Source organism: Streptomyces sp. NPDC002209, assembly GCF_042890265.1.
GTDB lineage: Bacteria > Actinomycetota > Actinomycetes > Streptomycetales > Streptomycetaceae > Streptomyces.
The window spans coordinates 329,264-352,088 of the sequence record NZ_JBIARX010000004.1; the positions used below are offsets into that span (position 1 = coordinate 329,264).

The 22,825-nt window shown below is 71.2% G+C and carries 21 protein-coding genes; 15 read left to right on the forward strand and 6 right to left on the reverse strand.

Features of this window, described 5'->3' with window-relative positions; all coding sequences use genetic code 11:
- The first annotated feature begins 143 nt into the window (after positions 1-143).
- Complete coding sequence (locus ACFYXK_RS10910; RefSeq protein ID WP_389410828.1) at positions 144-1,460, forward strand: hypothetical protein; 1,317 nt, start codon at positions 144-146, stop codon at positions 1,458-1,460.
- A 15-nt stretch (positions 1,461-1,475) separates the two neighbouring features.
- Here ACFYXK_RS10910 and ACFYXK_RS10915 read toward each other — a convergent pair whose 3' ends face one another.
- From ACFYXK_RS10915 to ACFYXK_RS10925, 3 genes are all read right to left on the reverse strand, one after another.
- A complete protein-coding gene (locus tag ACFYXK_RS10915; RefSeq protein ID WP_389410829.1) occupies positions 1,476-3,098 on the reverse strand; it encodes an MFS transporter in 1,623 nt (540 codons plus the stop codon).
- A 123-nt stretch (positions 3,099-3,221) separates the two neighbouring features.
- Complete coding sequence (locus ACFYXK_RS10920) at positions 3,222-4,643, reverse strand: DUF2252 domain-containing protein (protein WP_389410830.1); 1,422 nt, start codon at positions 4,641-4,643, stop codon at positions 3,222-3,224.
- 100 nt (positions 4,644-4,743) lie between these two features.
- Complete coding sequence (locus ACFYXK_RS10925; RefSeq protein ID WP_389410831.1) at positions 4,744-5,658, reverse strand: YhjD/YihY/BrkB family envelope integrity protein; 915 nt, start codon at positions 5,656-5,658, stop codon at positions 4,744-4,746.
- 247 nt (positions 5,659-5,905) lie between these two features.
- On the opposite strand from ACFYXK_RS10925, the gene ACFYXK_RS10930 reads away from it, so the two are divergent.
- The 5 genes from ACFYXK_RS10930 (at position 5,906) to budA (ending at position 10,039) form a co-directional block, all read left to right on the forward strand.
- Complete coding sequence (locus tag ACFYXK_RS10930; protein ID WP_389410832.1) at positions 5,906-6,598, forward strand: GAP family protein; 693 nt, start codon at positions 5,906-5,908, stop codon at positions 6,596-6,598.
- A 185-nt stretch (positions 6,599-6,783) separates the two neighbouring features.
- On the forward strand, positions 6,784-7,266 hold the full coding sequence (locus tag ACFYXK_RS10935; RefSeq protein ID WP_389410833.1) for a DUF6325 family protein: 483 nt from the start codon (positions 6,784-6,786) through the stop codon (positions 7,264-7,266).
- 45 nt (positions 7,267-7,311) lie between these two features.
- Positions 7,312-7,605 (forward strand): SHOCT domain-containing protein, encoded by a 294-nt coding sequence (locus ACFYXK_RS10940; RefSeq protein WP_389410834.1) that lies wholly within the window; start codon positions 7,312-7,314, stop codon positions 7,603-7,605.
- Positions 7,606-7,663: 58 nt separating this feature from the next.
- Entirely contained in the window at positions 7,664-9,028 is a 1,365-nt protein-coding gene (locus tag ACFYXK_RS10945) for a chloride channel protein (protein WP_389410835.1), read from the forward strand.
- A 228-nt stretch (positions 9,029-9,256) separates the two neighbouring features.
- Entirely contained in the window at positions 9,257-10,039 is a 783-nt protein-coding gene (gene budA, locus ACFYXK_RS10950; protein WP_389410836.1) for an acetolactate decarboxylase, read from the forward strand.
- Between the two features lie 108 nt (positions 10,040-10,147).
- Here the strand turns inward: budA and ACFYXK_RS10955 are convergent, their stop codons facing one another.
- Entirely contained in the window at positions 10,148-10,966 is an 819-nt protein-coding gene (locus tag ACFYXK_RS10955) for a class I SAM-dependent methyltransferase (RefSeq protein ID WP_389410837.1), read from the reverse strand.
- A 141-nt stretch (positions 10,967-11,107) separates the two neighbouring features.
- Here ACFYXK_RS10955 and ACFYXK_RS10960 point away from each other — a divergent pair, with 141 nt between their 5' ends.
- Complete coding sequence (locus ACFYXK_RS10960) at positions 11,108-11,980, forward strand: alpha/beta fold hydrolase (protein WP_389410838.1); 873 nt, start codon at positions 11,108-11,110, stop codon at positions 11,978-11,980.
- A 36-nt stretch (positions 11,981-12,016) separates the two neighbouring features.
- On the opposite strand, the gene ACFYXK_RS10965 is transcribed toward ACFYXK_RS10960, so the two are convergent.
- Positions 12,017-13,936 carry an APC family permease gene (locus tag ACFYXK_RS10965; protein ID WP_389410839.1) on the reverse strand — a complete coding sequence of 640 codons (1,920 nt, stop codon included), beginning with the start codon at positions 13,934-13,936 and terminating at the stop codon, positions 12,017-12,019.
- Positions 13,937-14,093: 157 nt separating this feature from the next.
- The gene (locus ACFYXK_RS10970; RefSeq protein ID WP_389410840.1) at positions 14,094-15,338 is read right to left on the reverse strand and encodes a serine hydrolase domain-containing protein; all 1,245 of its coding nucleotides are present in this window, start codon (positions 15,336-15,338) and stop codon (positions 14,094-14,096) included.
- Between the two features lie 74 nt (positions 15,339-15,412).
- On the opposite strand from ACFYXK_RS10970, the gene ACFYXK_RS10975 reads away from it, so the two are divergent.
- From ACFYXK_RS10975 to ACFYXK_RS11010, 8 genes are all read left to right on the forward strand, one after another.
- Positions 15,413-16,156: a MerR family transcriptional regulator gene (locus ACFYXK_RS10975; protein WP_389410841.1), complete on the forward strand. Its 744-nt coding sequence runs from the start codon at positions 15,413-15,415 to the stop codon at positions 16,154-16,156.
- 165 nt (positions 16,157-16,321) lie between these two features.
- Positions 16,322-16,411 (forward strand): K(+)-transporting ATPase subunit F, encoded by a 90-nt coding sequence (kdpF, locus tag ACFYXK_RS10980; RefSeq protein ID WP_037836698.1) that lies wholly within the window; start codon positions 16,322-16,324, stop codon positions 16,409-16,411.
- A 36-nt stretch (positions 16,412-16,447) separates the two neighbouring features.
- Positions 16,448-17,209 carry a DUF4118 domain-containing protein gene (locus ACFYXK_RS10985; protein WP_389410842.1) on the forward strand — a complete coding sequence of 254 codons (762 nt, stop codon included), beginning with the start codon at positions 16,448-16,450 and terminating at the stop codon, positions 17,207-17,209.
- A 269-nt stretch (positions 17,210-17,478) separates the two neighbouring features.
- Complete coding sequence (gene kdpF / locus ACFYXK_RS10990; RefSeq protein ID WP_037836701.1) at positions 17,479-17,568, forward strand: K(+)-transporting ATPase subunit F; 90 nt, start codon at positions 17,479-17,481, stop codon at positions 17,566-17,568.
- Positions 17,569-17,576: 8 nt separating this feature from the next.
- Positions 17,577-19,241, forward strand: a complete 1,665-nt coding sequence (gene kdpA, locus ACFYXK_RS10995) for a potassium-transporting ATPase subunit KdpA (RefSeq protein WP_389410843.1) — start codon at positions 17,577-17,579, stop codon at positions 19,239-19,241.
- Positions 19,238-21,337, forward strand: a complete 2,100-nt coding sequence (kdpB, locus tag ACFYXK_RS11000; RefSeq protein ID WP_389410844.1) for a potassium-transporting ATPase subunit KdpB — start codon at positions 19,238-19,240, stop codon at positions 21,335-21,337. The genes kdpA and kdpB overlap by 4 nt, the downstream gene beginning before the upstream one ends.
- 5 nt (positions 21,338-21,342) lie before the next feature.
- Complete coding sequence (locus ACFYXK_RS11005; RefSeq protein ID WP_389410845.1) at positions 21,343-22,020, forward strand: potassium-transporting ATPase subunit C; 678 nt, start codon at positions 21,343-21,345, stop codon at positions 22,018-22,020.
- Between the two features lie 99 nt (positions 22,021-22,119).
- Entirely contained in the window at positions 22,120-22,803 is a 684-nt protein-coding gene (locus tag ACFYXK_RS11010) for a response regulator (protein ID WP_389410846.1), read from the forward strand.
- Positions 22,804-22,825: the final 22 nt, after the last annotated feature.

Sequence of the window (22,825 nt, forward strand, 5' to 3'; positions counted from 1 at the left end):
TCGCCGAACGGCGCGGCCGCCGTGCTCGCCGAGCCGCACCGCCGCCACGGAACGCATCGGCGGGTCTCACCCGGTCGGGTCGCCTCCGCTCGCCGGATCGAGCGGGCCGGGGTTGTCTGGGGTAGACCCCTAGGAGGGCTGTCATGCCGGACGACGAAAGCCAGAACGAGCTCGCCGCACTGCGGGCCCGGGTCGCCACGCTGGAGAGCGAGGCCGCGAAGCGCCCGCCGCCGCACCACCGGGTGCGCGCGTTCCTGTCGGCGCTGCTGATCGTCATCGGCTGCGTCCTGGCCCCGCTGGGCATCGTCGCCGCCTGGACGTCCAGCATCGTGGGCGACACCGACCGCTACGTGACCACCGTGGCCCCTCTGGCGTCCAACCCCGACGTACAGGCGGCCGCCGCGAACCGGGTCACCGGCGCGGTGATGGAACACATCGACCTGCCCAACCTCCTCGAGGACGTGGCGCCGGACCAACGGCCGCTGCTGCAGAAGGCACTGGGGAAGCTGGGCAACGGGCTGGAGGGCGCGGTCCGCAGCTTCGTGCACGAGAAGGCGCTGGACGTCGTCCAGTCGAACGCCTTCGAGACCATCTGGACCAACGCGAACCGCACGATCCACACCTCGCTCGTCCGCGCCCTGACCGGCAGCGACGAGGGGGCCGTTCAGATCAAGAACGACTCGGTGACCATCGACCTCGCTCCCGTGATCGACCAGGTGAAGAACAAGCTGGTGGATTCCGGGATGAGCGTGGCCGCCAAGATCCCCGAGGTCCACACCGACTTCACCGTGCTCAAATCGGACGACATCGGCCGGGTCAAGACCGGTTTCCGACTGCTGCAGATCATGGGCTTCTGGCTGCCGGTCATCGCCGTCGTGCTCGCGGCCGTCGGCGTCCTGCTCTCCGTCCACCGGAGGCGGACCCTGGTCACGGCGGCCCTCGGCTTCGCCGTCGCGGCGCTCATCCTGGGCATCGCACTGACGGTCTTCCGTACGGTCTATCTCAACGCGCTCCCCGACACCGTGTCCCAGCCGGCTGCCGGCGCCGTCTACGACGCGATGATCAAGCTCCTGCGCACCACGGTCCGCATGGTCGTGGTCCTCGGCGTGCTGCTCGCGCTCGCCGCCTGGCTCTCGGGCCCGGGTCGCCGCGCCACTGTGGTGCGCCAGATGTGGCACTCGGGCATCGCGGCCACCCGGGCGTCTGCCGACCGGGCGGGCCTGCGCATGGGCCCGGTCGGCCCGTTCGTCGCTCGCCACCGCGTCTGGATCACCTGGATCCTGGTGGCGGCGGCCGTCCTCGCCTTCATCCTGTGGCCGTACCCGACGGGCTGGGTCATCCTGGGCATCGCCCTCGTGCTCCTCTTCGCCCTTGCCGTGATGGACTTCATCGCCGAGGAGGGCGCGCCGGACGCCGAGGACGCGGCGACGCCCGGTGGAAGTCCGCCGCGTCCCGTCTAGGCCGTCTCTTCCGGATCATGCCGGGCTTCGTGCCGCCCCCGGCTGGGTCTCGGGGATGCGCTGGGTGAAGAACAACGCCGTCAGCGCGGCCAGGGCGAGGATCCCGAGGGCGGCCCGCAGGCCGTCGATCCGCGCGGTGGCGTTCGCGTCGAGTGCGGCCTCCGCCACCGCCGATTCCACACCGGCCTCGTCGAGGGCGGCGGTGAGCTGGGCGTCCGACAGGAAGGGAGCGCCTCCCACCAGCCGGACGTTCGCCTGGTTCTCGACCTCGTCCGGGATCGCCGGGTTCGCCCCGATGGCCGCGAGGAACGACGCGGTCAGGACCGTGATGAGGACCGAACCGGCGAGCGCGGTGCCGATCGACGCGCCGAGGTTGGTGACGGTGTTCTGGATCCCGCCGACCTCGGCGCTCTGCTCGTCCGGAACCGCCGAGACGGTGACCGCCCCGAGCTGGGAGGCCAGCGCCCCCATCCCCAGTCCGATCAGCAGCATCGGGACGGTGACCACGGCAGCACCGGAGTCCACGTTCAGCGTGGCGAGCAGGACGACGGCGCCGGCGAGCATCAACAGGATCCCCAGCTTCACCACGCGCCGCGGCGAGATGTCCGGACGGAACCGGGGGATCCCGATCGCGGCGGCCAGCAGGGAGATGGAGAGCGGCAGGAGCAGCACGCCCGTCTTGATGGCGGACAGGCCCAGCGCGACGGACAGGTAGAGCGGGACGACGAAGAACACGCCCATCTGTACGAGGTACTGGAAGAGGAACATGGTCAGGCCGCCGGTGAGCTGCCGGTTGCGCATCAGCTCCGGGTCGACGAGCGGTTCGGTACCCCGTGCGACGAGGCGTGCCTCCCAGCGGAAGAAGAGCCAGACGAGGAGGAGTCCGCCCATCATCAGCCAGACGACGGGTGAGAGGGCGCACCAGGACGGTGCGCCGGCCTTGGGCAGGAACCAGCCCCATTCGCTCGTGCGCAGTACACCGAAGACGAACAGCCCGATGCCCAGGGCGGACAGGACCGCGCCCGCGAAGTCGATGCGCGGCCTGTGGTCGGGGGGCGCGTCCGCCGCCCGGCGGGCGAGCACCAGGATGACGAGCACGACCACGACCTCCCCGGCGAACACCCAGCGCCAGGAGAAGAAGGTGGTGGCCACACCGCCGATGAGCGGTCCGACCCCGATGGCGATCGCCGCCGCGGCCGCGACCAGGCCGTAGGCGGCCGGCCGCCGCTCCACAGCGAAGTTGGAGGCGACCAGGGCCACGATCGCCGGCAGGATCAGCGCCGCCCCCACGCCTTCCAGGAAGGACCATCCGAGCAGCAGGACCGTCAGGTTCGGGGCGATGGCCGTGGTGAAGGATCCGCACCCGTAGATGACACAACCGATCATGAACGCCCGTCTGCGGCCGATGAGCGCGCCGACCTTGCCACCGCTGATCATGAGCATCGCCATGACCAGCGTGTAGGCCGTGATCGCGCCCTGCATGCCGGTCACGGTGGTGCCGATGTCCTCGGCCACCGTCGCGATCGACACGTTCATGACCGAGCTGTCGAGGGCCATCAGGAACTGTCCGGCCGCCAGTGTCAGCAGGACGAGCCTCGCGTCCTTCGCGTTCCCGGCCGTGGGTGCCTTGGCTGTCATGACCGGAGCCTCCCACGGTCACCGAAGGCGACGTGTCGCCTCGCCGGGCGGGTCAGCCGACTGGCACAGAGGCGGCGCGTTCGATGCGCCCGCCGCCGTTCACGACGAGGTTCACGACGAGGGTCAGGCCGATTGCGCCGCCACCCTGCCCGAGGCCACGGCGTCCACCAGGGCCTGGTGGTCGCGCTCGTTGCGGTCGGCATAGGTTTCGGCGAACCGCACCAGCGCCCGGTCGAACACGTCGCCGCTGCCCAGATAGGCGGCGATGCCGATCCGGTCGCCGGACCGGGCGTGCGCCCGGGCCAGGGTGGCGGCGCACACGTCACCGAGCGTCTGCATGCCCCGCGGCGCCATGAGCTCCGGCTCGACGCTCCCCTTCCAGTCCCGCAACTGCCGTACGTAGAAGTCCCGCTCGCGGCCGTCGACGCCCTTGACCCGGTGCCAGCCCAGGAAGATGTCGCTGGCCGCCTGCATCAGGCGCTGCCCGGCCACCACCCGTTCGCCCTGCATGGAGTACTCGCCGGCGCCTGCGTACGGGGCGAGGACCGACTCGCCGGCCTCCTTGGCCTGGAGGATCAGCGGATCGTCGCCGTCCCTGCCCAGGAGCAGGATGATCCAGCACCGGGTGCCCACACTGCCGACGCCCACCACCTTGCGGGCCATGTCGACGACGGTGAACTGGCGCAGCAGGTGCCGCCGGTCCGAAGGAAGGGTCTGGCCGTACTGTTCGACCATGTCGAGGATCGGCTCCTCCAGCCTGCTGCGCTCGTCGTCCGGCAGCAGCTCGGTGAGCGGCGTGACCAGGGGCGGAATCGACCTGAACCGGCGCTCCCCGTCGACCACCTCGGTGAGTTTCCCGGCGGCCTGCAGGCTGTCGCGCCCGCGCGCCTTGGCCAGTGTCTCGGCCAGCCGCTTGCGGCCGCGCGAGCGCAGTTCGGCCGCCCCCAGCGTCTGGAGCTGCTCCGCGTCGATCCTCGAGTACCAGACGTCGAGGTGGCGCATGGCGGCGTAGCGGCGCATCTGCTCGCGGTAGGACCTGCCCGCGGACCGGACGATCGCCGCGCGCTCGGCATCGGTGAACCCGTTCTCCCGCCCGGCGATGGCCAGGCTCACGGCCAGCCGCTTGACGTCCCATTCCCACGGCCCGGGCAGTGTCTCGTCGAAGTCGTTGACGTCGAACAGCAGATTCCGCTCCGGGGAGCCGAGCAGCCCGAAGTTCAGCATGTGGGCATCGCCGCACAGTTGGACCCGAAGGCCCGAGTTCTGGGTGTGGGCCAGGTCGGCGGCCATGACGGCGGCGGCGCCCCGGTAGAAGCGGAACGGTGACTCCGACATCCTCCCGTAGCGGATCGGCACCAGCTCCGGCACCCGGCCGGCCGACTGCCCTTCGAGCACGTCCACCGGATCCTGCCGGTGCGCGTACGGCTCGAATTCCCCCTGCCCGGTGCGGGGTGCCCGGCTCCGGGCGGCGCGGCCGCGGGCGACCCGCTCCTCGGCGGACAGCCGGCGCCCGCCGTTCTCCGTCTCTGCTGCACGCTTTGCCATCGCTGTGGACCTCCAGGCCGCTCGGGGCCCCTGCTGCCCAGCATGGCACCCCTGGCACCGCGCTGCCGTACGGCGCTGCGCGGCGCCGGAGCGCCGGCGCTCAGCCCTGCTCCGTCCGCTCCCGGCTCGGCGGCGGACTGCCCAGCCGCCGGGCGAGGAACGGCTCCTGCGCCAGGACGGCGCCCATGGTGACACCGACGGCGACGGCCACGCACAGCACGATCAGCCACGACAGCAGGACGAAGACCGAGCCGGCCGAACCGTATTCGCTCAGCGCCCTGTTGAGGGCGCGCGGCATGTAGAAGCCGGCGGTGACCGACAGGGCGGTCATCGCGCCGGCCGTGATCAGGGCGCCCGGCAGCAGCGGCATCCAGCCGACGAGGCGGCCCAGCAGGATGTGCTGGGTCCACCACCACATCAACGCCTGGAAGACGAAGGTCAGCGGGACGCCCAGCCAGAGCCCGACGCCGAACCCGCTGCGCACCGGTTCCTGTACGACCAGCAGACAGATCCAGACGGCGATCCACGCGAGCCAGCGCCAGATCGCGATCCGCGCCCCGGTACGCGGAATCTCCCACGCACGCTTGCACAGCCGCTGCATGGCGCGGCTCACGGCGGTCGCGGACACCAGCACCATCAGGGAGCCCACCACGCCCACCGCGTTCTGGAGGTCCGTGTCGGAGCTGCGGAAGATGGCGGACAGCTGATCGCCCGCCTCACCGGTGAGCCCGAACACCGCACGGATCGATGCGGCCATCTGCTGCCGTACGCGCTCCGGGGCGACCGACGCGACGACGAAGACCAGGGGGACGGCGGTCAGGAAACACTGCGCGGCGAGCCGTGTCGCGGAGTCGAAGACGTTCACCGACACCATGCGCTCCGCGATGTGGGTGATCACCGGAAACCGGGTCTCGGCCCGGTGCTGGAGCCGCTTGGCCGAGGCCGCCGTCCGCTGCGAGCGGGTACGCCACCACTCGGAGTGCAGGACGGCGCGCCTGCGTCGGCCGGAGGGCATCAGCGCACCGGGGAGGGAGTCGGTGCAAAGGGGGACGGACGGCTCGACGCCGACGCCAGGGCCGGTGGGCGAGTCGTCGTCATGTGCGGTCTCCTTCGTGTGCGTCCAGGTTGAAGGACACGGCCGGGACCGGCATCTCGAATACCTGCGGCCGGCCGCCCTGCACCCGTCCACCGATGGGCCCCGAAAAGGTGTCGGGGCCCGGACCCGTGCGTAGCGTGGTATCTCGTCACAGGATTGGGGCGCCATGGTCCTCGACCTCTTGCTCATCGCGCTGGCCATCACCGTCGACCCGCTGCCCATCATGGCGTTCGTGCTCGTGGTGTCGTCCGCCAGGGGCGTGTGGAAGGGCCTGGCGTTCATCCTGGCCTGGCTGGCCTGCCTCGTCGTGGTCATCGCGGTCGTACTCGCATTCACGGACGGGCAGCCCCCGCCACCGCGCTCCCCGCCCGGCATCGCGGGGCTGGCGGCCAAGCTGGTCATCGGAGTCGGGCTGGTGTTCTACGGGCTCCATCGCCGCCGCCTCATGAAGGCGGGCGCGGCCCCCACCGGCTCCGCCACCCCGCTCGGCCCCGACGTGCGGGGCGGCCCCTCCGACGGCGCGGCCTCCCGCGTGGACTCCAGCTCGGTCTGGGCGGCCGCGGGGCTGGCCGTGCTCGTCCAGCCGTGGGGCCTGGTCGCGGCGGGCGTGACGACCGTGCTCGAGGCGAACACGTCGCACACGTCCACCTACGTGGCCCTGTTCGGCTTCTGTTTCCTCGCGAGCGCCAGCCTGCTGGCCGCCGAGCTGTACATCGTGTTCGCGCCCGAGGTCGCGCACGACCGGCTGATGCGCCTGCGCGGCTGGCTGGAGGGCCATCAGCAGCAGGCGATCGTCGTCATCTGCCTGGTGGTCGGCCTGTTGCTGACCGGCAGGAGCATCTACCAGCTGACCGGCTGACCAGCTGACCGGCTGACCGTTCGGCTCGTTCACCGGGTGGCCTTCCGGACGTGCGAAGGTGCGTGGGCGGTGCTGGAATGGCCTTGGGTGACGTCTGCTCCTGCCCACCGTTGCCGGAGCCCAGCGCCCGCGGCTCGGCGGCCGGTGCGACGTCCTCCTCCTCCCCCAGCCCGACAGGAGCAGCCATGAGCAGCGAGTCCGAGGAATCCCGCGGAATCGGCGACATCGGCGACATCGAGGACATGGGCCCCGTGGACTACGTCGTGATCGAGTTCCGGGGCAACCGGATGACGGGCAAGGGGCTCCCCATGCTCGTCGATCTCGTCGATCGCGGCATCATCCGCATCTTCGACCTGGTCTTCGTCCGCAAGGACCTCGACGGCTCGGTGACGGCGGTGGAACTGACCGACTTCGGCGACGAGGTCGACCTGTCCGTCTTCGAAGGCGCCTCGTCCGGCCTGCTGGACCAGAGCGACATCGATGACGCGGGAGTCGCTCTGGAACCCGGCAATTCGGCGGGGATCATCGTCTACGAGAACAAGTGGGCGGCGCCGTTCGCCCGTGAACTGAGGCGCGGAGGCGCCCAGCTCGTGGCCGCCGGCCGGATTCCCGTCCAGGCTCTGCTCGCATCGCTGGACGCCATGGAGGTCCCGCCCGCCGACGCGTGACGACGGCCGCAGCCCTGCTTCACCTCACCCCTGGAGATGAGCACCATGCCCGGACTTCTTCGCGGAGTCGCCCGTACGGCCGTCGTCGCCGGTACCGCCACCGCCGTGTCCAACCGGGTGTCCCGGCGGCAGGCCGGCCGGTGGGCCCAGCAGGAGGCCGAGCAACAGCCGGTGGCCGCAGCCCCGCCCCCGCCTCCCGCCCCGGCCCCGGCTGCCGCCCCTGCCGCCGACGACATGAGCACCAAGATCGACCAGCTCAAGCAGCTCAGCACCCTCAAGGAGCAGGGAGTGCTGACCGAAGAGGAATTCGCCGAGCAGAAGCGTCGGCTCCTCGGCTGACGGAGCACCCTGTACCGGACGCACCGGTGTGGGACGGGGGACGGGAAGGAACGGCCCCATGACGCAGCCGACGCAGCCGAGTCCGCAGCCGCCGGCGCGGCCCGCGGAGGCCCAGCGGCTCGGCGAGCTGCTCCGGACTCCCGGATACCGCAAGACGCTGGTGTTCTGCGGGCTCATCGGCATCCCGGTCTCGCTCGCCGCGTTCTGGTTCCTCGCCGGGATCCACAAACTGGAGAGCCTGGTCTGGGTGGACCTCCCGCACGCCCTCGGCCACGACGCTCCGCCGTGGTGGTGGCCCCTTCCGCTCCTGCTCGTATCGGGTGTCTGCGTAGGGCAGATCGTCACCCGTCTCCCCGGGGCGGGCGGGCACATCCCCGCGTCCGGCCTGCACGCGGGCGGTCCGGGAGCCGCAGCCCTGCCCGGGGTGATCCTCGCGGCCGTGTTCAGCCTGCCGCTCGGCGCCACGCTCGGTCCCGAGGCGCCGCTCATCGCGCTGGGCGGCGGACTCGCGATCGCACTGCGGCACCTCACCGGAACGCCGGAGACACCGATGAGCACCGCGCTGCTGGGCGCGGCCGGAGCCGCCGCGGCCATCGCCACCATCTTCGGAAATCCGCTGGTCGGCGCGGTGCTGCTCATGGAGGTCGTGGGCGTGGGCGGGCCCCGGCTGTTCGCCGTCATGCTGCCCGCGCTGCTGGCGAGCGGCATCGGCTCGCTCGTGTTCAGCGGTTTCGGCCGCTGGACCGGTCTGGGGACCGGCGATCTGCAGCTGAAGGCGAGCCCGCAGTTCCCCCGTCTGGACGTCGGTGACGTGGCCTGGTCGATCGTCATCGCGGTGGTCCTCGCCGTCGGCGTGCACCTGATCCAGTACGGCGGCCGGCTGACCGCCGTCCAGGTCGCCAGACGACCCCTGACCGTCACGACGCTCAGCGCGCTCGCCGCCGGCGTCTGCGCCGCCGCCTACGCCCTGGGCACCGGCCGCTCTCCCGCGGACGTGGCCTCCTCGGGCCAGGCCACGCTGGGCCAGCTGGCCGGAGATCCGCACGCCTGGGGCGTGGGCGCGCTGATCGCCGTCCTCCTGTGCAAGGGCGCCGCCTTCTCCCTGTGCCTGGGCAGCCTGCGCGGCGGCCCCATCTTCCCGTCCCTGTTCCTCGGCGCCGCGGCAGGCGTCCTCTGCTCACCGCTGCCCGGCCTGGGCATCGGCCCCGGGCTGGCGGCCGGCATGGCTGCCGCCACCGTGACCGCGATGCGGCTGCCGGTCAGCAGCGTGGTGCTCGTGGTCCTGGTCCTGGGCAGCACCGAGATGATCCCGGTGACGATCATCGCCGCCGTCGTGGCATTCGTGACCGCCGAACTGCTGCCGCCCGGCCCGCCGATCCCGCCGGTGGGCCGCAATCCCCGGCCAACCGCTCCGGCCCCCTAGGGAGGGGCCCCTGCCCTGACACGCGCGACCGGGAGGGGGCGCAAGGGGGTGCCGGACGGCGGTTGCCCTTCAGGTGCTCTCCCGGGCACAACGCGCGACCACCCGCGCGCCGTTGTGACGGGATGGCCGCCTCCCCAACGTGCTGCTGGATGCAGGTCCGGCGGGGCCGGGGGAAGTGTCGCGAAGTCGCTGCCGGGCCGTCGTACTCACGGGGACGCAGGGGGGCACATGCCGGAACCGGACTCGACTGCGCATGACACGCCAGGACCACTGGGGGCGCCCGGCCGGCCAAGGGGGCGGATCTTCCAGGCCTCGACCATGACGGCCATGCTCGAAGGCGTCTACGAAGGCACGACGACCGTGGCCGAGCTCTGCCGCCACGGCGACTTCGGCATCGGAGCCTTCGACCGGCTCGACGGCGAGATGATCGTCCTCGACGGCCGGTGCCATCGCTTGCGCGCCGACGGGACCGCCGGTGAAGCCGACCCGGCCGCGCGCACCCCCCTCGCGGCGGTGACCTACTTCCACGGCGAGCACGACTGGCGGGTGACCGGGCCGGTCGACGCCACAGAGCTGCGCGCGGTGATCGACGACTGGCTGCCGAGCCCCAACACGTTCTACGCGGTCCGCATCGACGGGCACTTCGACCACATGGTCACCCGCATGCTCCCGGAGCAGCACCGCCCCTACCCCCGGCTGATCGACGCGGTGGCGGGACAGATCATCTCCACCCACACCGACCTGCACGGGACCATCGTCGGTTTCCGCAGCCCCACCCACCTGCTCGGGGTGGCCGCCGCCGGATACCACCTGCACTTCCTCTCCAGCTGCCGCGCCCGCGGCGGACACGCCTACGACTTCGTACTCCGCCGCGGGCGGGTACGCGTCGACGTGGGCTACGAACTGGTCCTGCGCATGCCGCGCACGCAGGACTTCCGCGCGGCGCAGCTCGGCCGTGGCGATGTCGCGGGCGAGATCGAGGCCGTGCTCCAGGGCGGCCGCAGGCCATGAGCGATGCCGGGTGCGCCCCGAGCGCGACACCGTGGAGCACCGTGTCCCTGCGGCGCGCCCCGGCGGACGTCGAAGGCCCCGGTGCGCTGCGCCTCGTCCCGGTTCCGCTCACCCCGCCCGGGCGAGGAAGAGGTCGCTGAAATGCTCCATTTCGATGCCGCCGCCGTGGGCCTCCAGGACCTGGGCGGTCTCGGCGAGGACTTGCTCGCGCCGGTCAGGGGGCAGGACGCGATAGCGTGAGAGCGAGGTCAGATAGCCCAGGTACCGCCCGGTGTCGTAGTACTGCCGCTGCCGGTGGCGGACGGTACGCAGGTCGGTGAAGCGCCCGTCGCGCCGGCATTCCTCCGCGGGCCAGCCGGGCAGCCCGGCCCAGTTCCCGGGCACATCGCCGTACGAGGACGCCGGCTCGGCGTGCGGCGCACCGTCGATCCCGTGGCGGCCGTCGACCTCGGCGAGGGCGGCGTGCAACCGTGCGTCGCGGACCCCCTGCGGGTTCCAGAACAGCGCCACGGCCCCGCCCGGCGCGAGAGCATCACGGGCCAGGTCCCAGCGCCGGTCCGGGGCCACCCAGTGCCAGGACGTGGCGGCGAGCAGCAGCCCGAAGCGGCGGCCACCGGGCCGCCACTCCTCGAAGCCACCGCTGTGGACCCGGACCCCCGGGTAGCACGAGGTGTTGCGCCTGAGCACCTCGGCCATGCGCGGATCGGGCTCGATGCACACCAGCCGCGTGCCCTGCGCCGCGAACGGCACCGTGGCCTTGCCGGTCCCCGCGCCGACCTCCACCGCCTCGCGCTCCCCCAGGGCCGCGTACGCGAGCACGTCCGCCACCAGGGCGTCCGCATATCCCGGGCGGGCGGCGTCGTAGAGTTCGGCCACCTCCCCGAACACCTGACTGCGCGCCATGTCGACCTGGTCCCCCGCCGTCATCCGCCTCCCCCGCCTCCCCGATCGGCAAGCGACCACCCTACCGAGGCGGGCCGAGCGTCAGGTCGCGTTTCCCGACCGGCTGGGCTGGTACAACTACCACCGACCCCATGGCCCGCGTACCGCAGGAGAGGAGGAGCGACGATGGCCGAGCACGTCGTGGAGCCGGATGGCATCGCGCTGTGCACCGAGTCCTTCGGCGACCCGTCGGCCCCGCCCGTCCTGCTCGTCATGGGCCTGGGTGCTTCGATGCTCTGGTGGGAGGAGGGCTTTTGCCGGCTGCTCGCCGAGGGCGGGCGTTTCGTGATCCGTTACGACCACCGCGACACCGGCCGATCGGTCACCTACGCGCCGGGCCGTCCCGGATACACCGGCGCGGACCTGGTCGGCGACGCCGCCCGCGTGCTCGACGCCCACGGGATCCCGGCCGCGCACGTCGTGGGCGTCTCCGCCGGAGGGGCGCTCGCGCAGCTGCTCGCGCTCCACTACGCCGATCGCGTCCTCTCGCTGATACTGATCAGCACGTCCTGCGCAGTTCCCTGCGGCGAGCTCCCCCCGCCGACGCAGGAGTTCATGCGGTTCGTCTCCGCTGCGCACGTCGACTGGTCGGATGCCGACTCGGTGATCGATCACCAGGTGGCCTACGCCCGCGTGCTCGCCGGCGGTCGGCGCCCGTTCGACGAGGCTGCCGCCCGCAGCCTCGTCCGGCGCGACGTCGAGCGCGCGCACGACTTCGGCGCGGCCCGCAACCACGACTCGCTTGCGGACGGCGAGCTCTCACCAGCCCTCCTGTCCTCGATCGCCGTGCCCACGCTGGTGATCCACGGGACCGCCGACCCGATGTTCCCGCTCCCGCACGGTGCGGCACTCGCGGAACGGATCCCCGACGGCCGGCTGTTGGCGCTGGAGGACGCCGGCCACGGCGTCGAGCGGGCCGACTGGGCGACGATCGCCGCTGCGATCCTCGAACACACCGCCGCAGACCCTGCTCACCGGGCGGGCCCGGGCGATCCCTGACGGGGGCCCGGGCGTTGGGGCTGGCCGAGGCCCGGGTCACCTCGGCCGGCGCCCGTCGTTGCCGGTGTCCGTGACGCCCGTGGCGTCGGTGATCCGGAACCGCAGTCGGCAGATGACGGCGTCCGTGTCGCGGCGTACGGCGTGCGCCACGACCGAGCCGCGCTGGTTCTGGAGCAGCCGCTGCCACAGGTGTGCGGGCTCGGTCTCCGGGATCAGTACGGTGACCTGCGCGTCAGGGTCGGCCGCGGTGAGCGCGCGTACGTAACCGGACACCGGTCGGCCCAGCGCCCGGGTCTGCGAGCAGACCTCGACGAGCTCGACCCCGGGGTTCCACAGCTCCCAGTCGCGGCGCAGGGCCTCGGCGGCCCGCCGGTCCTCGGGGGCGGGGTGGGTGACGGTGACGGCGAGGACCTCGTCGCCCAGCGAGCGGGCGGCGGTCAGGGCCCGGCAGGTCAGCTTCGAGAGCCCGGAGACGGGTACGACGACCAGCGAGCGGGCCCGCGTCGGGGACTGCGGGATCCGGCCGAGCTCCAGTCGCTCCCCGATCCGGGTGTAGGCCCGCTGCACCCTTTCGAAGCCGAGGACCAGCAGCGGCAGGGCGAGGACGATGATCCAGGCGCCCTCGGTGAACTTCGTGGCGGTCACGACGACGGCCGCGACACCCGTGAGGAGGGCGCCGAAGCCGCCCAGGACCGCCTTGTTCCGCCAGCCGGCAGGACGTTCCGTGGACCAGTGGCGGACCATTCCGACCTGGCAGATCGTGAAGCCGACGAACACGCCGATGGCGAAGAGCGGTACGAGGGTGTTGGTGTCACCGCCGGAGAGGACCAGCAGGGCTGCCGAGACCGCGGCCAGGGCGAGCACGCCGTGGCGGTGGACCTGGCGGTCGGCCTTGAGGGCGAACAGGTGCGGCAGGTAGTTGTCGCGGGCGAGCAGGCTCATCAGTACGGGCAGTCCACCGAAGGAGGTGTTGGCGGCGAGCGCCAGCAGCACCATCGTCGCGAACTGGACCACGTAGAAGGCGAAGCCGTGCCCGAAGGAGGCGTCGGCGAGCTGCGCGAGGACGGTCACGCCTTCGACGGGCTGGAGGTGGAAACGGCCGATGAGGACGGACAGGCCGATCAGCATGACGCCGAGCAGGGCGCCGAGCGCGACCTCGGTGCGCTGGGCGCGGCGGGCGGCCGGGGCGCGGAAGGACGGCACGGCGTTGGCGACGGCCTCGACACCGGTCAGGGCGGAGCAGCCGGCCGCGAAGGCCTTGAGCAGGAGCAGCGCGCCGACCGTCCCCGAACCGTTCTGCAGTGCGCCCTCGCCGAGAGCGGAGGCGTGCCCTGCGGCGGACGCCGTACTGACGGGCCCGTCCCGGAACAGGCCGACGGTGATCATGGCGAGGATCGAGCCGACGAACACCGCGGTCGGCACCAGGAAGGCCTTCGCCGAGTCGACGACCCCGCGCAGGTTGACGGCGGTGACCAGGACCAGGACGCCGAGGCACGTCCAGACCCGCTCCCCGTACAGCTCCGGGAACGCGGAGGTCAGCGCCGCGACGCCGGCCGTGACCGAGACCGCCACGTTCAGGACGTAGTCCAGGATCAGCGAGCCCGCGGCCACCAGGCTCGTACGCCGCCCCAGATGCCGCCTGGCCACGGCGTACGAGCCGCCGCCGTCCGGGAACGCCGCGATCACCTGGCGGTACGAGGCCACCAGCACCGCCAGCAGCACGGCGATCGCCACCGTGACCGGGAGCGTGAACCCGATCCCGTACGCGCCGGCCGCGGCCAGCACCAGGACGATCGACTCCGGCCCGTAGGCCACGGACGCCATGGCATCCAGCGAGAGCGCGGCGAGCCCCTGGAGCGCAGTGAGCTTGTGCCGGTCGGCGGCCCCGGTATCAGGGGGCTCCTGCGTGCCGGGGATCTGCGTCGCCGCGTCCGTCGTACCTGTGTGCATGGCCATGGTGCCGGTTCCTCCGATCGGGCAAAGACGAGGGACAGCCTCCGGCCGGGCACGGGGCGTCGCCGGCCGTCTTGGCGAGATCCATACGCCCGCCGCCCGACTCTTCACGCGGTCCTGACGGCCTGGCCTCCGCTGCGGCAGGGATTGCGGCGAGCGGCTAGTGGCCCGGTGTCGGGGAATGGCCCGGGCAGAATTCGGCCTGGAGGACGTCGGTGAAGGCGCTGATCGGGTAGTTCCAGTCGCCGTTGGAGTTGACCGAGGCCATGTGCGTGCCGTTGCGGGTGCCGAAGGTGTAGGTCCAGGAGCCGTTGATGGCGCCTCCCATGCCCCAGACCGTCGCGCCGCACGGCAGTTTCAGCGAGGCGACTCCGAGGCCGTAGGCGGTGTCGGGGATCCACCGGTCGGTGGCGACCATGGTGAACATCTCCTGCTGTTGTGCGGGCGGCAGGAGCCGGCCGCCCAGCAGCGCACCGAAGAACCGGTCGAGATCGCCGGCCGTCGAGATGACGCCGCCGGCCGCCCACCCCCAGGAGGGGTTGAGCTCGGTCACGTCGTGGATGCCGGCGTCGGTCGTCATCAGCTTCGAGTAGTGCCGCCCGTGGGGGCCGCGGATCAGCGGATCGTCGTCGCCCGGCAGGTACGTGCCGGTGAGCCCGAGCGGACGTGCGATGCGCTGCGCGATCGCGTCGGCCAGCGGCCGGCCGGTCACCCGCTCGATGATCATTCCGGCGAGGAAGTAGGGGGTGTTGGAGTACCCCCAGCCGGTGCCGGGAGCGAAGGCGGGCGGGTGGGAGACGCCGATCCGCACGATCTCCTCGGGGCTGTAGCGGTCGAAGCGGTGCTCGAGGAACGGCGTGCCCGCGCCCCGGGCCCTCATGACGTCGTCGTTGACGTAGTCGAAGATCCCGCTGGTGTGGTTGAGCAGCTGCCTGATGGTGATCTTCTCGGGCTCGTACCCCGGTCCGCGCACGGTGCCGGGCAGCCACTTCTCCACCGTGTCGTCGAGGCCGAGCCGGCGTTCGGCCACGAGTTGCAGCATCACGGTGGCCGTGAAGGTCTTCGTGGTGCTCCCGATACGGAACCGGTCCTGGGGCCGGCGCTGCCGGCCGGTCGAGGTGTCCGCCACCCCGGCCTCGCCGAACCACGTCGCACGGCCGTCGCGGATCTCGGTCAGGATGCCCGGCACGCCCCCGTCGGCCACGGCACGGTCCAGCACCTGCTGGACCGCTGAATGGTCGCTGTGGACCGGCGCGGCGGACGCCGTGGGAGCCGCGATGGCGATCTCGGCCAGTGCCGCCGTGGCGATCAGCAGCCGGAGGCCCGCGCGGCCCGGTCGTGTGGGCCGCGGCCGCCGGGCGGAGGGGGCTGCGGGGACCTGTCGTGTGTCTGTCGTCGTGTTCATGATTAGATCGTCCGACCCTGACGCAGGGTCAGGGTCAAGCGGCTTCGTGCGGCGATTTCCCGGGGGGACCAAGGATGCTGACGATCGGCCAGGTCGCGGCCCATCTCGGCGTGACGGTGCGGGCCGTCCGCCACTACCACCAGCGGGGCCTGCTGCCGGAGCCGGAGCGTGATGCCTCCGGGTACCGGCGCTACGGAGCCGATGCGGTCGTTGCCCTGGTACGGATCAAGACACTGTCGGAGGCCGGGGTCCCACTGGCCCGGATCGAGGAGCTGATGGGCGCCTCGCCGGAACGGTTCTCCGCCGCGGTCTCGGCGATCGACGACGATCTGAAGGGCCGGATCAGGGACCTGAAACGGCGCCGGATCCGGATCGCCGAGCTCTCTGCGGGTGACGCCCTGTTCCTGCCGCAGGACGTCGTGGTCCTGCTGGCACGACTGCGGGAGATCGGTCTGAGCCCGGAAGCGGTGCGCACCGAGCGCGACACGTGGATCCTGCTCGCGGCGCAGTACCCCGACCAGGTGCCGCAGTGGGCCCGGCAGAAGCAGGTCCTGTTCGAGGATCCCGCTTTCCGGCGCCTGTACCTGACCACCGATCAGGCTGCCGGCTGGGACCGGGACGATCCGCGCCTGGAGGCCCTCGCGGACGAGGTGAACGGCTTCGGCGGGCTCCGGACGCCGGACCCGGACGGCGCCGAGCCGGTCCTGGCGCTCGACGCCCTCGTCGCCGTCACTCTCATGGCGGCCCGGACCGGCAAGCCGGTACCGGCCTGGGAGCGGCTCATCGAACTGTGCCGGATCCGGGCGAGCACCGGCTGACCTGCGCCGGCAAGGGCCGCGCTGCCGGGAGAGCGTATGGAACACATCAAAAGGCGGCGATTGCCCGATACGCCGACGCGCGGTGCGGGCACTGTGGTGGTGGGCGGAACACCGCCCCTGCCAGCGGGACACCGCCCCCGCCAGGAGAACCGGGAGACATGGTCCATGGACGCCGAGAACGTGGTCGGGCTGATCATCGCACTCGCTCTGCTCGGCTATCTGATCGCCGCCCTGATCAAGCCCGAGAGGTTCTGACCCGAGGGACCGGCGTGTCCGGACGGGAGGCTCCACATGTCCGGGTACCGACTCCACGACGGCATCGCCCTGATCGCGGCCCTTGTGGCCCCCTTCCTGGTGGCGCTCGCGCTCGTGCCCTTCCGTACGGGTCTGACGGCGACGAACGCCGCCCTGGTCCTGGTCGTCGCGGTCGTCGCCGTCGCCGCTCTCGGCACCAGGGCGGCCGGTGCGCTCGCCGCGCTGTCGGCCGCTGCCTGGTTCGACTTCTTCCTGACCCGGCCGTACGGGCGCTTCACCATCACCGGCAGTGACGACGTCCAGACGGCCGCCCTCCTGCTGGTCGTCGGCCTGATCGTCTCCCAGCTCGCGGTCCGCGCACGCCGCCTCCAGGGCGCCGTGATCACCGACGCCTCCCACCTGTCCCGGCTGCAGGGCACGGCCCGGCTCGCCGAAGCCGGAGACTCCCCCGAAGCCGTCGTCGAGCACGTGCGCCGCGAGCTCGTCGGCCTGCTGCAGCTGCGCGGCTGCCGCTTCGAGTACGGGTCGCTCATCGGCCGCCTGCCGCGCCTGGAGCACGACGGCAGCCTGTGGCTCGGCCACGGCACCGGGGAGACCGAGGCGACGTACTGGCCCGACCGGTGGCCGGACGGCGAGACCGAACTGCGCGCCGTCGGCGGCGGGCACTACTACGGCCGCTTCCTGCTCGACCCTGCCCCCGGCCCGCTGCCCTCGGAGCAGGCCCGCACCGTCGCCGTCGCCCTCGCCGCACAGGCCGGCGCAGCCCTCGACTCCGCCGGTCTGGCCCACCGCGGCTGAGCCCCCGCCCCGGCTGAGCCTCCGCGCCGCCGGGGCGCCGAGCCGTTTCTGCGTCAGGGCGGCGTCAAGAGTTCCGGGCCGCCCGTATGGAGCCCGTCAAGAGGTCTTAACGCCCGCTTGAGCTCGCGGTTTGCTCTTACTCGGCCGTCTGGCCGAAATCCATTTCATCACTTCATCCAGGAGCTTGCGATGGCCGATCTGGCCTTCGTCGTCACCACGGTCGCGGTCTTCGCGCTGGTGGCTCTCATCGCCCGAGGGGTGGCCAAGCTGTGACCGCCGAGAACATCGTCGGCCTGCTCGTGGCCGTCTCCCTGCTGGGTTACCTCGTCCTCGCCCTTGTGTACCCGGAGAGGTTCTGAGCACTGATATGAGCCCCGTCACCGCTGGTGTGCTGCAGCTGCTCGCGCTCGTCGCTGCGCTTGCCCTGGCATACCGTCCGCTCGGCGATCACATGGCCCGCGTCTACTCCTCCGAGAAGCACTACCGCCCGGAGAAGTGGATCTACAAGGCCATCGGCGCCAACCCCTCGGCCGAGATGCGCTGGCCCGCGTACCTGCGCAGCGTCCTGGCCTTCTCCGCCGTGAGCGTCCTCTTCCTCTACGCCCTGCAGCGCCTGCAGGGCAGCCTGCCCGGCTCGCTCGGCTTCGTGTCGATCGACCCCGACCAGGCGTTCAACACCGCCGCGTCCTTCGTGGCGAACACCAACTGGCAGTCGTACGCCGGCGAGCAGGCCATGGGCCACGTCGTGCAGACCGGCGGCCTCGCGGTGCAGAACTTCGTCTCGGCCGCGGTCGGCATGGCCGTCGCCGTGGCCCTCGTACGGGGCTTCGCCCGCTCGCGCACCGGCGAACTCGGCAACTTCTGGGCCGACCTGGTACGCGGCACCGTCCGCATCCTGCTGCCGATCTCGGTGATCGGCGCGCTGGTCCTGGTCGCCTGCGGTGTCCTCCAGAACTTCGCCGGGATCCACGAGGTCGGCCAGTTCCTCGGCGGCACCCGGCAATGGAACGGCGGCGCGGTCGCCTCCCAGGAAGTCATCAAGGAACTCGGCACCAACGGCGGCGGCTACTTCAACGCCAACTCCGCCCACCCCTTCGAGAACCCGACCCCGTTCTCGAACCTCTTCGAGATCTTCCTGATCCTGGTCATCCCGTTCGCGCTGACCCGCACCTTCGGCCGCATGGTCGGCAGTCTGCGCCAGGGCTACGCGATCCTCGCCACGATGGCGACCATCTGGCTCGCCTTCACCGCGCTGATGATGTGGACCGAGTTCGCCCACCACGGTCCGGCGTTCGACATCGCCGGCGGGGCGATGGAGGGCAAGGAGACCCGCTTCGGCATCGGCGGCTCCGCGATCTTCTCCGTCGCCACGACCCTGACCTCGACGGGTGCGGTCAACTCATTCCACTCCTCGTTCACGGGCCTGGGCGGCGGTATCCAGCTGTTGGGCATGCAGCTCGGCGAGATCGCGCCCGGTGGTGTCGGTTCCGGCCTGTACGGCATGCTGATCATGGCGATCATCGCGGTGTTCATCGCCGGTCTGATGGTCGGCCGCACCCCGGAGTACCTGGGCAAGAAGATCGGCACCCGCCAGATCAAGCTGGCCGCCTGCTACATCCTCATCACCCCGGCGCTGGTGCTCTGCTTCACCGCCGCCGCGATGGCGCTCCCGACGCCCGACAACTCGATGGCCAACCCGGGTGCGCACGGCTTCTCCGAGATCCTCTACGCCTACACCTCCGGCGCAAACAACAACGGCTCCGCGTTCGCCGGCCTCAACGCCGACACGCAGTGGTTCAACAGCACCATCGGCATCGCCATGCTGCTGGGCCGCTTCCTGCCGATCGTCTTCGTCCTCGCGCTGGCCGGCTCGCTCGCCGAGCAGCAGCCCGTGCCGGAGACCGCGGGCACGCTGCGTACCGACAAGCCCCTCTACGCGGGCCTGCTCGTCGGCACGATCGTCATCATCACCGGTCTGACCTACTTCCCCGCCCTCGCGCTGGGTCCGCTCGCTGAAGGGCTCGCCTCATGAGCACCATCACCCCCATCCGTGCTCCGCACGAAGACCTGCCCACCGGACACAAGGCCCCGGCGGAGCGCGTCGGCGGCGGTCTGTTCGACCCCAAGGCGCTGCTCAAGTCCTTCCCCGACGCGGTGAAGAAGCTCGACCCGCGCGTCATGGTCAAGTCGCCGGTCATGTTCGTGGTCCTCGTGGGGTCGGTGGTCACCACCGTTCTCGCGGTCAAGGACCCGACGGACTGGTTCGGCTGGGCGATCACGGCCTGGCTGTGGCTGACCACGGTCTTCGCCAACCTCGCGGAGGCCGTGGCCGAGGGCCGCGGCAAGGCCCAGGCCGACACCCTGCGCAAGGCGAAGACGGACACCGTCGCCCGCCGTCTGACCGATTCCGGCGAGGAGCAGGTCCCGGGCACGGAGCTCCGCATCGGCGACCTCGTGGTCTGCGAGGCCGGCGACATCATCCCCGGCGACGGTGACGTCGTAGAGGGCGTCGCCTCGGTCGACGAATCGGCCATCACCGGTGAATCGGCCCCCGTCATCCGCGAGTCGGGCGGTGACCGCAGCGCCGTGACCGGCGGGACGAAGGTCCTCTCGGACCGGATCGTCGTCAAGATCACGACGAAGCCCGGCGAGACCTTCATCGACCGGATGATCGCCCTCGTCGAGGGCGCGGCCCGGCAGAAGACGCCCAACGAGATCGCCCTCAACATCCTGCTGGCGTCGCTCACCATCGTCTTCCTGCTCGCCGTCGTCACCCTGCAGCCGTTCGCGATCTACGCGGACGCCAAGCAGTCGATGATCGTGCTCACTGCTCTGCTCGTGTGCCTGATCCCGACGACGATCGGTGCGCTGCTCTCGGCCATCGGCATCGCCGGCATGGACCGGCTCGTCCAGCGCAACGTCCTCGCGATGTCGGGGCGTGCCGTCGAGGCCGCCGGTGACGTGTCGACCCTGCTGCTCGACAAGACGGGCACGATCACCCTCGGCAACCGCCAGGCAGCCGAGTTCGTCCCGGTCAAGGGCACGACGGAGGCCGAACTGGCCGACGCCGCACAGCTGTCGTCGCTGGCCGACGAGACTCCCGAGGGCCGTTCCATCGTGGTCCTCGCGAAGGAGAAGTACGGTCTGCGCGAGCGCCACCAGGGCGAGCTCGCCCAGGCCGAGTGGATCGCGTTCACCGCCCAGACCCGCATGTCGGGCGTGGACGTCGACGGCAGGAAGACCCGCAAGGGCGCTGCCGGTTCGGTCATCACCTGGGTCAGGGAGCGGGGCGGCCAGGTCGCTGCCGACGCGGACCTCCTCGCGGACCGGATCTCCGAGGCCGGCGGCACGCCGCTCCTCGTGGCCGTCGAGGACGAGAAGGGCGCCCGGATCCTGGGCGTCGTCCACCTCAAGGACGTCGTCAAGGAGGGCATGCGCGAGCGGTTCGACGAACTGCGCCGCATGGGCATCAAGACGATCATGATCACGGGCGACAACCCGCTGACGGCGAAGGCCATCGCACAGGAGGCCGGCGTCGACGACTTCCTCGCCGAGGCCACCCCCGAGGACAAGATGGCCCTCATCAAGCGCGAGCAGGCCGGCGGCAAGCTGGTCGCGATGACCGGCGACGGCACCAACGACGCGCCGGCCCTCGCGCAGGCGGACGTCGGCGTGGCGATGAACACCGGTACCTCGGCCGCCAAGGAGGCCGGAAACATGGTGGACCTGGACTCCAACCCCACCAAGCTCATCGAGATCGTCGAGATCGGCAAGCAGCTCCTGATCACCCGGGGCGCGCTGACCACGTTCTCCATCGCCAACGACGTCGCGAAGTACTTCGCGATCATCCCGGCCATGTTCGCCGTGGTCTACCCGGGCCTCGACAAGCTCAACATCATGGGCCTGCACTCGCCGAACTCGGCGATCCTCTCCGCGGTCATCTTCAACGCGCTGATCATCATCGCGCTCGTGCCGCTCGCCCTGAAGGGCGTCCGGTACAAGCCGACCAGCGCCGACAAGATGCTCCGCCGCAACCTGGGCATCTACGGACTCGGCGGCCTCGTCGCCCCGTTCATCGGTATCAAGATCATCGACATGCTCATCACCCTCATCCCGGGAATCGGCTGACCGTCATGAACAACTCCGTAAGCAACACGGCACGGTTGATGGGGGCGGGCCTGCGGGCCCTGCTGGTCCTCACGGTCATCTGCGGCGTGCTCTACCCGCTCGCCGTCACCGGGATCGCCCAGGCCTTGTTCAACGACAAGGCCAACGGCTCCGAGATCAGGGACAAGGGCGGCAAGGTCGTCGGATCGTCCCTCATCGGCCAGACCTACGACCTGCCGAAGCAGAACCCTGATGACCCCGAGGAAGCCGCCACACCGGACCTGAAGTGGTTCCAGCCGCGCCCCTCCAACGGCCTGGGCTCCAACAGCGTCAACACCCAGTACTCCCTGATCCTCTCCGGCGCCACCAACAAGGCCGGCGACAACCCGGATCTGGTCAAGCTGGTCACCGACGCCAAGGAGGCCGTGATCGCGGACAACAGCACGGCGACGTACAAGGTCGAGCCCTCGGACGTGCCGGCCGACGCCGTCACCTCCTCCGGCTCCGGCCTCGACCCGAACATCTCCCCGCAGTACGCGAAGATCCAGGTCCACCGGGTCGCGGAGCGGAACGGCCTCGACGTCGGGCGGGTCGAGAAGCTCGTCAAGGAGAACACCACGGGCCGCACCCTCGGCTTCATGGGCGAGCCCCGCGTCAACGTCCTGGAGCTGAACACCGCCCTCAAGGCCCTGACCAAGAGCTGATCGCCGTCCTGCCCTTTCGGACGGGAATCCGGTGGGGCGCGCAGCTCGGCGCCCCACCGGTTCCTCATCCGCCCGCAACGAAGAAAGGCCGTACAGCCCATGACCCGGGTGCTCGTGGTGGAGGACGACCCCCAGCTCGTGCGTGCGCTGAAGATCAACCTTCAGGCGCGCAAGTTCGACGTGGTGGAGGCCGGCGACGGCCGCTCGGCCATCCGGCTCGCCGCCGACCGCACACCGGACGTCATCCTCCTGGACCTCGGCCTGCCGGACATGGACGGCGTCGACGTGATCAAGGGCGTCCGCGGCTGGAGCCGGGTGCCGATCCTCGTGCTGTCCGCGCGCCACACGTCGGAGGAGAAGATCCGCGCCCTGGACGCCGGTGCGGACGACTACGTGACGAAACCGTTCAGCATGGACGAGCTGCTGGCGCGTCTCCGGGCCGCCACCCGGCGCCAGGAGGACCCCGCCGCCCCAGCCGGCCCCTCCGGGATCACGACCGACGAGTTCACCGTCGACCTCGCGGCCCGGAAGGTGGTGCGCGGCGAGCGCACGGTCCGGCTGACCCCGACCGAATGGCATCTGCTGGAGTTGCTGATCGCCCATCCCGGCCATCTCGTCTCCCAGCGCAAGCTGCTGCTGGAGGTGTGGGGGCCGACGTACGCCGAGCACACCAACTACCTTCGCGTGTACATGGCCCAGCTGCGGCGCAAGCTGGAAGCGGACCCCTCCCACCCCCGGTACCTGATCACGGAGCCGGGCATGGGATACCGCTTCGAACCCTGACGGACACGGCACATCGAGTGGA